The organism is Geodermatophilus sp. URMC 62, assembly GCF_052931475.1.
Genome location: NZ_JBRFHY010000001.1, coordinates 759,715 through 772,862, shown reverse-complemented (window position 1 = coordinate 772,862; position 13,148 = coordinate 759,715). Strand labels below are relative to the sequence as shown.

General features: G+C 74.1%; 12 protein-coding genes and 1 tRNA gene. 11 read left to right on the top strand and 2 right to left on the bottom strand.

The window, feature by feature from the left end:
- Positions 1-62: 62 nt before the first annotated feature.
- On the bottom strand, positions 63-1,457 hold the full coding sequence (locus ACU616_RS03670) for a zinc-dependent metalloprotease (protein WP_446757136.1): 1,395 nt from the start codon (positions 1,455-1,457) through the stop codon (positions 63-65).
- Between the two features lie 240 nt (positions 1,458-1,697).
- On the opposite strand from ACU616_RS03670, the gene ACU616_RS03665 reads away from it, so the two are divergent.
- The 11 genes from ACU616_RS03665 (at position 1,698) to ACU616_RS03615 (ending at position 12,559) form a co-directional block, all read left to right on the top strand.
- The gene (locus tag ACU616_RS03665; protein WP_446757135.1) at positions 1,698-2,723 is read left to right on the top strand and encodes a YlbL family protein; all 1,026 of its coding nucleotides are present in this window, start codon (positions 1,698-1,700) and stop codon (positions 2,721-2,723) included.
- 347 nt (positions 2,724-3,070) lie between these two features.
- Positions 3,071-6,010 carry a UPF0182 family membrane protein gene (locus ACU616_RS03660; RefSeq protein WP_446757134.1) on the top strand — a complete coding sequence of 980 codons (2,940 nt, stop codon included), beginning with the start codon at positions 3,071-3,073 and terminating at the stop codon, positions 6,008-6,010.
- 84 nt (positions 6,011-6,094) lie between these two features.
- Positions 6,095-6,168 (top strand) — tRNA-Met (locus ACU616_RS03655).
- 360 nt (positions 6,169-6,528) lie between these two features.
- Positions 6,529-7,392, top strand: coding sequence for a CPBP family intramembrane glutamic endopeptidase (locus tag ACU616_RS03650; protein WP_446757133.1), 864 nt, complete (start codon positions 6,529-6,531; stop codon positions 7,390-7,392).
- A gap of 84 nt (positions 7,393-7,476) precedes the next feature.
- On the top strand, positions 7,477-8,229 hold the full coding sequence (locus ACU616_RS03645; RefSeq protein WP_446757132.1) for a response regulator: 753 nt from the start codon (positions 7,477-7,479) through the stop codon (positions 8,227-8,229).
- Positions 8,226-8,525 carry a PAS domain-containing protein gene (locus ACU616_RS03640; RefSeq protein ID WP_446757131.1) on the top strand — a complete coding sequence of 100 codons (300 nt, stop codon included), beginning with the start codon at positions 8,226-8,228 and terminating at the stop codon, positions 8,523-8,525. The genes ACU616_RS03645 and ACU616_RS03640 overlap by 4 nt, the downstream gene beginning before the upstream one ends.
- A gap of 48 nt (positions 8,526-8,573) precedes the next feature.
- On the top strand, positions 8,574-9,821 hold the full coding sequence (locus ACU616_RS03635; RefSeq protein ID WP_446757130.1) for a sensor histidine kinase: 1,248 nt from the start codon (positions 8,574-8,576) through the stop codon (positions 9,819-9,821).
- Positions 9,822-9,974: 153 nt separating this feature from the next.
- Entirely contained in the window at positions 9,975-10,508 is a 534-nt protein-coding gene (locus ACU616_RS03630; RefSeq protein ID WP_446757129.1) for a hypothetical protein, read from the top strand.
- The gene (locus tag ACU616_RS03625) at positions 10,505-10,879 is read left to right on the top strand and encodes a response regulator (protein ID WP_446757128.1); all 375 of its coding nucleotides are present in this window, start codon (positions 10,505-10,507) and stop codon (positions 10,877-10,879) included. The genes ACU616_RS03630 and ACU616_RS03625 overlap by 4 nt, the downstream gene beginning before the upstream one ends.
- Entirely contained in the window at positions 10,876-11,484 is a 609-nt protein-coding gene (locus tag ACU616_RS03620; protein WP_446757127.1) for a sensor domain-containing protein, read from the top strand. Before ACU616_RS03625 ends, ACU616_RS03620 begins: the two co-directional genes overlap by 4 nt.
- Before the next feature lie 85 nt (positions 11,485-11,569).
- On the top strand, positions 11,570-12,559 hold the full coding sequence (locus ACU616_RS03615) for an alpha/beta hydrolase (protein WP_446757126.1): 990 nt from the start codon (positions 11,570-11,572) through the stop codon (positions 12,557-12,559).
- 330 nt (positions 12,560-12,889) lie between these two features.
- Here ACU616_RS03615 and ACU616_RS03610 read toward each other — a convergent pair whose 3' ends face one another.
- Positions 12,890-13,018, bottom strand: coding sequence for a hypothetical protein (locus ACU616_RS03610; protein WP_446757125.1), 129 nt, complete (start codon positions 13,016-13,018; stop codon positions 12,890-12,892).
- Positions 13,019-13,148 lie beyond the last annotated feature (130 nt).

The window sequence follows — 13,148 nt, the reverse complement described above, 5'->3', positions numbered from 1 at the left end:
CGACGGCCCGGGCCCGCTGCCGCCCGCCTCGCGGAGGGTCGATCCGAGCGCGTGCGCCGGGCTCAGCGGGCGGCGTCGTCCCCGTCGCCGGACGGCTCCTCCGAGCCGTCGGCCGGGCCCGCGTCCCGGGCCTCCCCGGCGTCGTCGGCGGTCAGCTGGCGCAGCTCGTCGTCGACGCCCTGCCGGGCCACGAAGTCCAGCGGCTCGTCGAGGTCGTCGGAGGTGGGCAGCAGGTCGGGGTGCGACCACAGCCGGTCGCGCTCGGCGGCGCCGTGGCGCTGCGCCATCGCGCCCCAGACCGTGGCGGCGTCGCGCAGCCGGCGCGGGCGCAGCTGCAGGCCGACGAGCGTGGCGAAGGTCTGCTCGGCCGGGCCGCCGGAGGCCCGGCGGCGGCGCATCGTCTCGGCCAGGGCGTCGTGACCCGGCAGTCGCTCGCCGGCCGCGGCGGCGACGACGGCATCGACCCAGCCCTCGACCAGTGCCAGCAGCGTCTCCAGCCGGCGCAGCGCCATCTGCTGCTCCGGCGTCTCCTCCGGCTCGAGCAGCCCGCTGCCGAGGAGCTCCTGGATGCTCTCCGGGTTCGACGGGTCGAAGCCGCCGCCCATCGAGCCCATCGCGTCGGTGAGCCCGCGCTCGATCGCCTCCCGGTCGATGGTGATGCCGCGGGCGTAGGCGTGGACGGCGTCGTGCAGCTGCTGGCGCAGCCACGGCACGTGCGCGAACAGCCGCAGCGAGGCCGCCTCGCGCAGCGCCAGGAACAGGCGCACCTCGTCGGCCGGCCGGTCCAGGCCCTCGGCGAAGGCGGCGACGTTCTGCGGCACCAGCGCGCCGGCGCCGGCCGGGGCCAGCGGCAGGCCGACCTCGGTGCCGGTGAGGACCTCGCCGGCGAGCCGGCCGAAGGCCTGGCCGACCTGGGCGCCGAACATCAGCCCGCCCATCCGGCCCATGATCCCGGCCAGCGGCCCGGCCATCGCCATGGCCTCCTGCGGGAGGGCGCTGGTCATCGCGGCGACGACCTTCTCCGCCAGCGGGTCGATGAGCGTGCTCCAGGCCGGCAGCGTCTGCTCGACCCACTCCACGCGCGACCAGGCCAGCGTGCGCTCGATGCCGGAGGGCAGGTCGGTGGCCTGGTCCAGCCACAGGTCGGCCAGCCGCAGCGCCTCGGCGACGGCGGCCCGTTCGGCCTCCGACGTGGGCTGGGTGCCGGTGGCCAACGCGCTGATCGCGCCCTGGCGGGCGAGGTCCCAGTTGACCGGGCCGCCCGACCAGTTCATGAGCTTCTGGAGCTCGGCGAACAGCGGCATCTTGCCCAGCAGGTCCTCGGGGGTGCCGCTCCCCGCGCCGCCGGCGCCGAACAGCGCGCCGAAGCCGAACGGGTCGGCGGGGTTCGAGCCCGGCTGGTCGCGGCGCTCGGGGTCGCGGTCGGGCATCCCGAAGCCGAACGGCAGGTCGCTCATGCCTCCACGGTAGACGCGTGATCACCCCGTCGCGGCCGGATCGGCGGCTCCGCCGTCCGCTCTCGGCGGACGGCCGAGCCGCCGCGGCCCGGCGAGCGGACCAGCGGTGGCGGGTCGGCCCCCTGCAGGGTGTGCCACGAGCGTGCGAGCCGTGAGGGATGGGGTCGCCCCCCGGCAGGGGCCTGCCGCGAGCGTGTGAGCGGTGGGGGCAGGGAGGTCCTTCTCCTAAGCTGGCCGGTCGTGACCCGTCGGATCGCCGTCCTCGCCGTCGGTGTGGTGCTGCTGCTGGTGGCCGGCGTCCTCGGCGCCGCCCTGCCCGTGCCCTACGTCGCCCAGGTGCCCGGACCGACGTTCAACACCCTCGGGGACATCGACGGCGACCCGGTCATCTCCGTGCGCGGGCGCGAGCGCAACGACACCAGCGGCAACCTCAACCTGACCACCGTCGGCGTCGGCCGCGCAGGGCTGAGCCTGGTCGAGGCGGTACGCGGCTGGTTCGACGACGAGGTCAGCGTCGTCCCCGAGGAGTCGGTGTACCCGCCCGACCAGACCCAGGAGGAGATCGAGCAGGCGAACCGCCAGGCGTTCCTCACCTCCGAGGAGTCGGCCGAGGCCGCGGCGCTGGGAGAGCTGGGCTACCCGGCGAAGATCGTCGTCCGCGGGGTCTCCGGCGAGGACTCGCCCTCGGACGGCGTGCTCGAGGAGGGCGACGCCATCGAGTCGGTCGCCGGCCGGCCGACGCCGGACAACGCCACCCTGACCGCCGTGCTCACCGCCATCCCGGCCGGCACCCCCGTCGAGGTGGCCTACACCCGGCTCGGCGAGCCTGCGACGGCGACGGTGACCACCGGCCAGGCCCCCGACCGCGGCGGCTCGGTGCTGGGCGTGATGGTCGTCGAGCAGCCCTCGGCGCCCTTCGACGTCGACATCGACGTGGCCGACGTCGGCGGCCCCTCGGCGGGCCTGATGCTCACCCTCGGCATCCTCGACCTGGTCGGCGACACCGACCTGACCGAGGGTGCGGTGGTCGCCGGCAGCGGCACCATCGACGCCGACGGCACGGTGGGCCCGATCGGCGGCATCCAGCTCAAGATGGTCGCGGCGGCCGGGATCGGCGCCGAGCTCTTCCTCGTGCCGGCCGACAACTGCGCCGACGCCCTCGCCGCGCCCCAGCCCGGTCTGACCCTCGCCCGCGTCGGCACCCTCGACGACGCCCTCACCGCCCTGAGCGACCTCCGCGAGGGGCGCACGCCCCCGGGCTGCTGAGAGCGCGGAGCCCGGCGTCGGGTGCCGGCCGGCCGCTGCCGGGCCCGCGACGGCACCCCCGGCGGGCGCCCCCGGACGACGGCCGCCCGACGTGCCCCCGGCTGCTTGGGGGAAGCTGTCGGCCGGCAGGGGACTCCCGGGGAACCCGGTGCCGCGCCGGACGTTGGTCGGGGCGACACCGCCGGAGCCGGGCCGGACCGGACCCCGTGCCGACCGGACGTCCGACACCGCACGACCGCTCAGCGAGACCGCACCGCCAGGACCGCGGTCGCCCCACCGCGGCGGCGCACCCGGGTGCGCCGCCGCACCGCAACTGAAGGAGACCGCTCGTGGCCATGCGGCCCCCCGTGTCCGTGCCGACACTGTCGCGGCGCGCGAAGGTGGTCATCGGGTCCATCGCCGTGCTGCTGGTGCTGTTCACGGCCATCGGGACGTTGACCAACGTCTACGTCGACTACCTCTGGTTCGACGAGACCGGGTACACCGAGGTGTTCTGGACCGAGCTCCAGACCCGCGCCCTGCTGTTCGCGGTGGCCGGCGTCGCCACCGGTGGACTCACCGCGCTGGCGATCCACCTCGCCTACCGGTTCCGCCCCGCGTTCCGGCCGATGTCGCTGGAGCAGCAGAACCTCGAGCGCTACCGCCAGTCGCTCGAGCCCCGGCGCACCCTGGTGCTCACCGCCGTCGCCGTCGTCGTCGGCCTGTTCGCCGGCTTCACCGCACAGGGCAGCTGGGAGACCTGGCTGACCTTCCGCAACGCGCGGCCCTTCGGCCAGACCGACCCGCAGTTCGGCCTGGACCTGTCGTTCTTCGTCTTCGAGTACCCCTTCTACCGGCTGCTGATCAGCTTCGGCTTCGCCATCGTGCTGCTGGCGCTGATCGGCTCGCTGCTCACCCACTACGTGTTCGGGGGCCTGCGGCTGCAGACGCCGGGGCAGAAGCTCACCGGCGCGGCCATGGTGCAGCTCTCGGTGCTGCTGGGCCTGTTCGTGGCGCTCAAGGCGATCGCCTACTGGTTCGACCGCTACAGCCTGGTCTACTCCGACCGGGGGGAGCTGTTCAGCGGCGCCAGCTACACCGACGTCAACGCGCTGCTCCCGGCCAAGACGATCCTCGTGTTCGCGGCCGCCTTCTGCGCGGTGGCCTTCTTCGCCAACGTCGTCGTCCGGAACTTCCGGCTGCCGGCCGCGGCCCTGGTGCTCCTGCTGCTGTCCAGCCTGGTGATCGGCGTGGCCTACCCGGCGATCGTGCAGCAGTTCGTCGTCCGGCCCAGCGCCGACCAGCGCGAGGCCGCCTACATCGAGCGGGCGATCGCCTCGACCCGCGCGGCCTACGGGCTCTCGGACGTCGACTACGTCGACTTCGCCCAGCAGACCACCGGGGACGACGTCGACACCGACGCCGCGCTGGCCCAGCTGCGGGCCGACGACGCCACGATCCCCAACGCGCGGCTGCTCGACCCCAACGTGCTGTCCGGCACGTTCACCGCGCGCCAGCAGATCCGCAACGTCTACGGCTTCCCCGAGAAGCTCGACATCGACCGCTACACGATCAACGGGCAGACCCGCGACTACGTCGTCGCCGTCCGCGAGCTCGACAGCAACAGCCTGTCGGAGAACCAGGACACCTGGATCAACCGGCACACGGTCTACACGCACGGCAACGGGTTCGTGGCCGCGCCGGCCAACCAGGTGGTCACCGGCCAGGAGGGCGGCGAGCCGAACTTCACCAGCCGCGACCTGCCCACCGTCGGGGACATCCCGGTCGAGCAGGGCCGCATCTACTACGGCGAGCTCATCGACGACTACTCCGTCGTCGGCGCCGCCGAAGGGGCCGAGCCGCGGGAGTTCGACCGGCCCGAGGACGGCTCGGACGGCCAGGTGAACAACACCTACGACGGCGCGGGCGGCGTCGCGATCGGCAGCTTCTTCCGGCAGCTGACCTTCGCGATCTACTACCGGGAGCGCAACTTCCTGCTCTCCGGCGCGGTCAACGACGCCTCGAAGGTGCTCTACGTCCGCAACCCGCGCGAGCGGGTGGAGAAGGCCGCGCCCTTCCTGGAGGTCGACGGCGACCCGTACCCGGCGGTGATCGACGGCCGGGTCACCTGGATCCTCGACGGCTACACGACGTCGGACGCCTACCCGTACTCCGAGCGCATGGAGCTCGGTGAGGCCGCCTCCGACGCGCTCACCGGCACCGGCACCACCGCGCTGCCCAACGAGCAGTTCAACTACATCCGCAACTCGGTCAAGGCCACCGTCGACGCCCAGAGCGGCGAGGTGACGCTCTACGAGTGGGACGAGAAGGACCCGGTGCTCGAGGCCTACCGGGCGGCCTTCCCTGGCGTCATCGAGCCGCGCGGGTCCATGAGCGACGAGCTGGTCAGCCACGTCCGGTACCCGGAGGACCTGTTCAAGCTGCAGCGCGACGTGCTGACCCGCTACCACGTGAGCAACCCGACGGACTTCTACAACCAGAACGACCGGTGGGCGGTGCCGGCCGACCCGACCGTGGACACCGAGGAGGCGCAGCCGCCGTACTACATCCTGGCCGCCCGCCAGGACCAGGAGGGCGCGACCTTCCAGATCACGAGCGCGCTGAACGCCTTCCGCCGGCAGAACCTGTCGGCGTTCATCTCGGCGTCCAGCGACCCGGACACCTACGGCCAGATCCAGGTGCTGCGGCTGCCGGGCAACACGCCCTTCCGCGGACCGCAGCAGGTGCAGCAGTCGTTCAACACCGACGACGAGGTCGCGCAGGACCTGACGCTGTTCAACAGCCGCAACTCCCAGGCCGTGTTCGGCAACCTGCTGACCCTGCCCATCGGCGGCAACGGGCTGCTCTACGTCCAACCGCTGTACGTCGAGGGGACGGGGGAGAACTCCTTCCCCCTGCTGCGCAAGGTGCTGGTCAACTACGGGGGGAGCGTCGGCTACGCCGACACCCTGTCCGACGCGCTCGACCAGGTGTTCGGCCCCGGTGCGGGGGACACGGCCGTCGACAGCGGGGACGCCGGGACGACTCCGGACACCCAGGAGCCGACGACCCCGACGACGCCGCCCGCCGAGCCGACCACCCCGGCCGAACCGACGACGCCACCGGCGGACAGCGGGACACCGGCGCCGGGGCTCGACGCCGCGGTGGCCGAGCTCGACGCGGCGCTGCAGGCGCTCTCCGACGCGCAGCGCAGCGGCGACTTCGCCGCCCAGGGAGAGGCGCTGGCCCGGCTGCAGGCCGCCGTCGAGGCCTACCGGGCCGCGCAGGCGGCGCAGCCGACGGGCTGAGCCAGGCCCCTGCCGGGTCCTACCGCTGCCGAGCGGTGGGGCCCGGCGGGGAGGCGCTCGGCTGGTGTATGGTGGTCTCACCGACGCGGGGTGGAGCAGCTCGGTAGCTCGCTGGGCTCATAACCCAGAGGTCGCAGGTTCGAATCCTGCCCCCGCTACTCATCAGGGTCCGAGAATGGGTCCCTGACAGCGAAGACCGGCGCAATCGCGCCGGTCTTCGCTGTGTTTCGGGCCAGTATCCGGACCAGTTTCCGGACTTTCCGGACCGCCTGGCCCAGCCCGTGCGCGCGCGGGCGCACCTGCTCGCCCGATCGAACGGCGAACCCTCGCCCATCCAGGCGTCGGGCAACCGATTCCCCGACCGGATAGCGGTCGGGCCGCACGGTGCGCTACGTCATTGCACCGAGACCGGTGTCGGTCGCAGAGCCGAGGTGTGCCTCGTCGTTGCCCCCACGCGCCGGCAGCCAGCGCGGCATGAGGGTGAACGCGTCGTCCTCCGGCAGCAGCAGGGAGCCACCATGATCGCTACCGCGCCTCTCGCGGCCCGACGGATCCGCCGGGACCTGGCCGTCTTCTTCGTCGTCGCGTTCGGCCTGCCGTGGTTCGTGTGGATCACCCGGATCGGTGATGACCACGGCTGGTGGGGTTGGCACGTACCGGGGAGCCTGGCGCTGTGGAGCATGCTGCCGGGCACGTTCGTGGTCGCGGCCGTCACCGGCGGCCGGGCGGCGGTTCGGGACCTGGCACGGCGGGTGGTGCGGTGGGATGTCGGGCTGCGTTGGTACGCCGTCGCGCTGGGTCTGCCGTGGGTGCTGGTGCTGGGCGGCACCGGATTGCTGCTGGCGATCGGCGGGTCGGCGCAGTTCGGCGCGGTCATGGCGACCGGTGAGGCGCTGTCGTACTTCCTGATCGGGATTCCGCTGTTCACCCTCACCGAGGAGCTGGCGTGGTGCGGGTTCGCGCTGCCCCGGCTGCAGGGCCTCCTGCCGGCGCTGCCGGCCAGCCTGGTGCTCGGCGGCATCTGGGCGCTGTGGCACGTCCCGACGTTCCTGCTGCCGAGTCAGACGGTCTCGACGGTGCCGTACGCCGGGTTCGCCCTGTTCGTGCTGGCCCAGAGCGTGCTGACGACCTGGCTGTTCAACTGCACCGGCGGCAGCGTGCTCCTCGCCGGGCTGTTCCACGCCGCCAGCGACGCCGTCTACGCCGGCTGCGGAGCGATCGGCGGAGACGACCGGCTGTTCTGGTTCCTCACCGGCCTCGGCTGCATGGCCGCGGTCGCGGTGGTGCTCGTCGAGGGGCCGGCCACGCTGGCTGGTCGCAGCCGGACGGCTGTTCCCGAGCCGGCCCGGGTGTCGGTTGCCGCTCCCATCCCCGTGTCCTGAGCCCCTTACCGGCCGCTGCCGACTCCGGCACACTGCCGTCCGGTCGGGTGCGGTCGGCGGGGGGCGGGGGGCGGGGGGCGGGCGATGGTGATCGACGAAGCGGTGGTGCGGGTGTTCGTGGTCGACGATCACCGCGTCGTCCGTGCCGGGCTGGTCGGCTACCTGGCCACCGAGCCGGGCATGGCCGTCGTGGGCGAGGCCGGCGACGGCCGCGCGGCGCTCGACCGGATCGCGGGGCTGGCCGCCGCGGGCGAGCCCCCGGACGTCGTTCTCATGGACCTGCAGATGCCGGTGCTGGACGGCATCACCGCCACCGCCGAGATCAAGCGCCGCTGGCCCGAGGTCGAGGTCGTGGCCGTCACCAGCTTTCTGGAGGAGACGAAGGTCCGGGCTGCGCTGGAGGCAGGGGCCGCCGGCTACCTCCTCAAGGACGCCGACGCCGACGACGTGGTCCGGGCCGTGCGCGCCGCGGTCGCCGGCGAGGTGCACCTGGACCCGGCTGCGGCCCGCGCGCTGGCCACCGCCCTGCGCGCTCCCGCCTCGGCCGCGGGGGTGCTGACCCGGCGCGAGCGAGACGTGGTGGCCCTGATCGCGCAAGGCGGCACGAACCGGCAGATCGCCGGCCGGCTGGGGGTCACCGAGCGGACCGCACGGACCCACGTGTCCAACATCCTCGGCAAGCTCGGGCTGGCCAGCCGCACCCAGCTGGCGATGTGGGCGGTCCGCGAGGGCCTCGTCGACACCAACGCCGACCCGTCTCCGGGCACCGCCGTCGGCGTGCCGGCGTCCCGCACCCCAGCAGCAGGCGCCGCACCTGCCGTGCGGGCCGGCCGGTGACCTCCGCGGTTCCCGCCGCCCGGGAGACCGTGCCGGTCGACCCGGCGGCCGGCGACCTGGACGACCAGCTGCTGGAGATCTTCTTCGACCGGGTGCCGATGGGGGTGGCCGTCTTCGACCTCGACCACCGGTTGCTGCGCTGCAACAAGACCTGGGCCGGTTTCTTCACCCACTACCTCGGCGCCCCGCCGGACTACGCCTCGCCCGGCCGGACGCTGGAGCAGATGCTCCCGGGCAACGAGGAGGCGCTCGCCCCGCTGTTGGAGGGCGTGCTGGCCGGCCGGCAGGTGCGGTAGGCCGCGCACCGGCTGGAGGACCAGGGCATCGTCACCTACTGGGATGTCGTGTTCGCCCCCACCTTTGCCGACGGGCAGGTCAGCGGGTTCGTCGACATCGTCACCGACGCCACCGACCGGGTGCTGGCCTTCGAGCGGCTGGAGCGGCGCATGCAGGCGTTCACCGAGATCGCCGCCGGGATGACCGTCGACCAACCGGTCGAGCGCACCCTGCGTGACGTGGTCACCGCCGTGCGCCGTTCCGTCAACGCCCACGGCTGCTCCCTGGTCAGCTGGGCCGATGACGACCGGAACGGGCTGGCCGCCTACGGCGACGACCGGCTGCCCGACGGCTACGTCCACGGACTGCGGCGGGCGTGGGCGGCGATGCCCCGCCCGGACACCTCGGCGGCCGGCCTGCCGCGGGTGGCGGTCCTCCCCGGCTACCGCCACGACGGCCTGCGCAACCCCCGGTTCGCGCTGCTGCACGAGTACTGGCAGGACGGCGGCTGGGAGGACCTCGCCGTCGCTCCGCTCGTGGTGCAGGGCCGCTGCCTGGGTGAGCTGCACGTGTACCTGCCCGCCGGAGTCCGGCTGTCCGAGGACGACGAGGTGTTCCTCACCGCGGTCGCCGATCAGGCCGCGGTCGCCGTGCAGAACGCCGCGTTGTTCGCCGCGGCCGAGGAGCACGCCGCGCTGCTGGAACGCCAGCGGCTGTCCCGGGACCTGCACGACTCGGTCAGCCAGGCGCTGTTCTCCATGACCCTGCACGCCCGCACCGCCCAACGGCATCTCGCCGCCGTCGGCGTGGCGGCCGACTCCGCCGCCGGTGCGGCCACCGCCAAGCTGTCCGAGCTGGCGCAGGGTGCTCTGGCGGAGATGCGGGCGCTGCTCTTCGAGCTGCGCCCCGGCGCACTCGCCGAGGAGGGACTGGTCGCCGCCCTGCAACGGCAGGCCGCCGCGCTCACCGCCCGGGAAGGGCTGCCGATCATGGTGAGCGGACCGGCCGATCGCCCGCCGCTGCCCGCGCAGGCCGAGGAGCACCTGTACCGGCTGGTGCTGGAGGCGCTGCACAACACCATCAAGCACGCGGCCGCCCGCTCGGCTGCGGTCACACTCGGGGTCGACCGCGGCGAGCTGGTGGTCTGCGTCGCGGACGACGGCATCGGTTTCGACCCGGCCGTCGAGCCGCCGGGGCACCTGGGCCGGCGGACCATGCGCGAGCGCGCGGACGCCATCGGTGGGCGGCTCACCGTCGACACCGCGCCAGGTGCCGGCTGCCGGATCACGGTCCGCGTGCCGCTCACCGCGGGCTGACGGGGCCGGAGCCGGCTCCCCGGCGTACGTCATCGAGCCGAGGCCGTGGTCGGCCGCAGCGCAGAGGCCCGGTCGGTGCGACGCCGCATGACCGGTGCCGGCCGCCCGGCGAGGGTGGACCGCGTTCCCCCTCGACCACGCCGGGAGGCCGCGATGACCACCGCCGAATGGATCCTCAACTGCACGCTGCTGGGCTGGGTGCTGCTGCGCAACCTGGGCACCCGCCCGGTCACCCGCGGCACGTACCTGGTGCCCCTGGCCGTGGTGGCCGTGGCCGCCGGCATCTACCTGCGCGACGTCCCCGGCGACGGCAACGACCGCCTGCTCGAGCTTGCCGGGATCGGTGCCGGCGTCGTCTTCGGGCTCGCCGCGGCCGCGTGCACCCGGCTGCTCCGCGACGGCTCCGGCCGGCTGCTGGCCCGCGCCGGTGCGGCCTTCGCCGTCGTCTGGGTGCTCGCGATCGGCGGCCGGATCGCCTTCGCCGAGCTCGCCACGCACTCGTGGGGACCTGCCGTCGCCCGCTTCTCGATGGGCCACCAGATCACCGGCGCCGACGCCTGGCGGGCCGCGTTCGTCCTCATGGCCCTGGTCATGGTGCTCACCCGGGTCGCGGCCACCGCGGTCGCCGCCGCCCGCAGCCCCCGCACCCCCCTTGCCGCCGACGCGGCGGCTCCCGCCACCGCATGACCCGGCGGGTGCTCATCATCGACGACGACATCCGGGTCCGCGCCGCCCTGGGCGACCTGCTCGCCAGCACCGCCGACCTCACGCCGGCCGTGACCGCGGCCACCGCCGCCGAGGCCCGGGCCGCCGCCGAGCAGGACGGCCCGTTCGACCTCGCCGTCGTCGACGTCCGGCTGCCCGACCCGGCGACCGGGCTGGCCCTCATCCGCCGGCTCACGACGGGGATGCCGGTGGTCGCGGTCTCCGTAAGTGGGGCCCACCGCGCCGCCGCCCTCGCCGCCGGAGCCACCGCCTACCTCGACAAGGACGGCCGGCCCGACGACCTCCTCGCTGCCCTCCGCGCCGCCCTCCCCGCTGAACGGAGCCCCCGATGACCTCCTCGACCACCACGGTCCGCGTCCGCACCGGGCACGGTGTCGGTCTGCTCGACCCGGCCACGTACCGCCGCACCCTGCACCTGCTCGCCGACCTGCCGATCGGCCTGGTCACCTTCACCGTCTTCACCACGCTGCTGTCGGTGTCCGCCGTCCTGGCGATCACGCTGATCGGCGTCCCGCTGCTCATCGGCACCCTGTACACCGCCCGGCTGATGGGCAGGATGGAGCGGGCCCGGGCTCGCGCGCTTCTCGGCGTCGGCACCCCGGCTCCGCGTCCGGCGCGGCCAGGGTGGCGGGGCCGCCTGGCCGACGCCGCGGGCTGGCGCACGCTGGCCTACGGGCTGCTGCTAGGCCCCGTCGGCGTCCTCACGGCGACGCTGACCCTGACCGGTTGGAGCACCGCGCTGGGCGCCCTCTCATTCCCGGCCTACGCCTGGACGTTGGACGACCCGGCGCTGCACCTCGGCACGGTCACCGTCTCCGGCCTGCCGGCCGACCTCGGAGCCGTCGCCTGCGGGCTCGTGCTGATCGCCGTCATGCCGGCGGTCGTCCGATTGCTCGCCCGACTCGACGCCGTCCTCGTCCGCGGGCTGCTGCGGTGAACGACGGCGGAGGCCGCGCCGCCGGGCACTGCGCCGTGCCGACAGCACCCGGTACAGAAGCACCCACCGGCAGCGGGGAGGACCGATGAAGCGCACCCTCGCAGTGGTCGCGGCGGCGTCCCTGGCCGCCGCGGCGACTGCGGAAGCCGTGGCCACCAGGCGGCACGTCGCCGCCGAGGCAACGCGGTACGTCGACGCCGGCGGTTACCAGGTGGCGGTGACCGTGCGCGGCCTCCGGCCCACACCGGAGACGCCGGCCGTCGTGGTCGTCGTGGGCGCAGGGGATGTCCAAGCGTCGTGGACCGCGGTCGCCCACCGCCTCGCCGCAGACACCCAGGTCGTCACCTACGACCGCGCCGGGCTCGGCGGCAGCGAGGCCGGCCCGGCGCCGACCGCCGACCGCTACGTCGCCGAGCTGCAGGCCGTTCTGGACGCGTGTCTACCGGAGGGCCGCTACGTCCTCGTCGGGCACTCCCTGGGCGGGTTCATCGCCCGACTGCACGCCCAGCAGCACTCCGAACGCCTCGCCGGCCTGGTCCAGGTCGATGCGACTCCCGACGAGGTCGCCGAGGACCGCGGAGTCCAGATCGGCTTCGCGGTGTCGGGAGTCCTGGCCTCGGTCTTCAAGGCGCTGGCTCCCCTCGGCCTCATCCGGCTGCTGCTGGCGCTGCGTGCCTTTCCGCTCTATCCGGAGCAGCGCGCCTTCGAGGCCCGGCTGAGCCCGGACGAGCGGCGCGCTTGGGTCGACGCCGTCGACCGCAGCATGGGGCCCGGCGGCGCCGCCGGCCCCGAGCTCCGCTCGGTGCTGCCCTGCGCTCGGGAGGCGCAGCAGCGCATCGCCGACGTCGGCCGGCCGCAGTTCGGCGATCTACCGCTGGCGGTCCTGAGCAGCCACGCCCGGGGAAGCGAGCGGTGGGTGGGCATGCACCGCGAGCTCGCCGCCCGGTCCCGCGCGGCCACGCACCGGGAGTTCGACGACCGGTTCCACAACATCCACATGGCCCACCCCGATGCGGTGGTCGACGCGGTCGACGACGTCCTGCGGGGGCGCCTGCTCCACCAGCCAGCTCACTGACGGCTGCACACCGTTGCACCGGCAGCGGACCTGCTCGACGAGCAGCAGCCGCGGCCACCGGCGCCACGTTCACGGCCCGCGCTCGCTGTCCGCGGTCAGGGCCGGCGTACGGGGCCAGCAGGTGGCGAGCACGGCAGCACTCCCGGGGCACCACCCCTGCTTTCCGCGTCAATCAGCCCGGCCCGTCATCGGCGGGCGGCAGCTGAGTCCGCAGGCCCGCGAGCAGCAGCCGCAGGCCGTGGTCGAACTGGTCGGTGAGGTCGGGCCCGTACAGGTGGTCGACGGTGACCGCGATGTGCGGATAGTCGGCTACCGGCTACCGGCTACCGGCTACCGGCGGCCGGTGAGCACGGCATGCGTGTCGGCCTGGTCCTGCACCCCGCCGTCTGGGCTGGCAGCGAACGGCGCCTCGAGCGCGGCGAATCCCAGCGTGTAGAACAGCACTGCCTGGTAGCTCACTGGCTGCAGGACGTGGTGATCTTCTCCTTCCTCGCTGCGGCCTGGGAGAACCTGTAGCCTCCCGCCGCCGCCCGGTGACGGCTCGGATCCGGTACATGGACGGCTGACTCGAGGGGCGCGGCCGGACGAC

Coding starts and splice junctions, on each gene's coding strand:
- ACU616_RS03670 (WP_446757136.1), bottom strand. CDS start 1,457: ATGAGCGACCTGCCGTTCGGCTTCGGGATGCCCGACCGCGACCCCGAG.
- ACU616_RS03645 (WP_446757132.1), top strand. CDS start 7,477: ATGGTGATCGACGAAGCGGTGGTGCGGGTGTTCGTGGTCGACGATCAC.
- ACU616_RS03620 (WP_446757127.1), top strand. CDS start 10,876: ATGACCTCCTCGACCACCACGGTCCGCGTCCGCACCGGGCACGGTGTC.
- ACU616_RS03615 (WP_446757126.1), top strand. CDS start 11,570: ATGAAGCGCACCCTCGCAGTGGTCGCGGCGGCGTCCCTGGCCGCCGCG.
- ACU616_RS03625 (WP_446757128.1), top strand. CDS start 10,505: ATGACCCGGCGGGTGCTCATCATCGACGACGACATCCGGGTCCGCGCC.
- ACU616_RS03650 (WP_446757133.1), top strand. CDS start 6,529: ATGATCGCTACCGCGCCTCTCGCGGCCCGACGGATCCGCCGGGACCTG.
- ACU616_RS03630 (WP_446757129.1), top strand. CDS start 9,975: ATGACCACCGCCGAATGGATCCTCAACTGCACGCTGCTGGGCTGGGTG.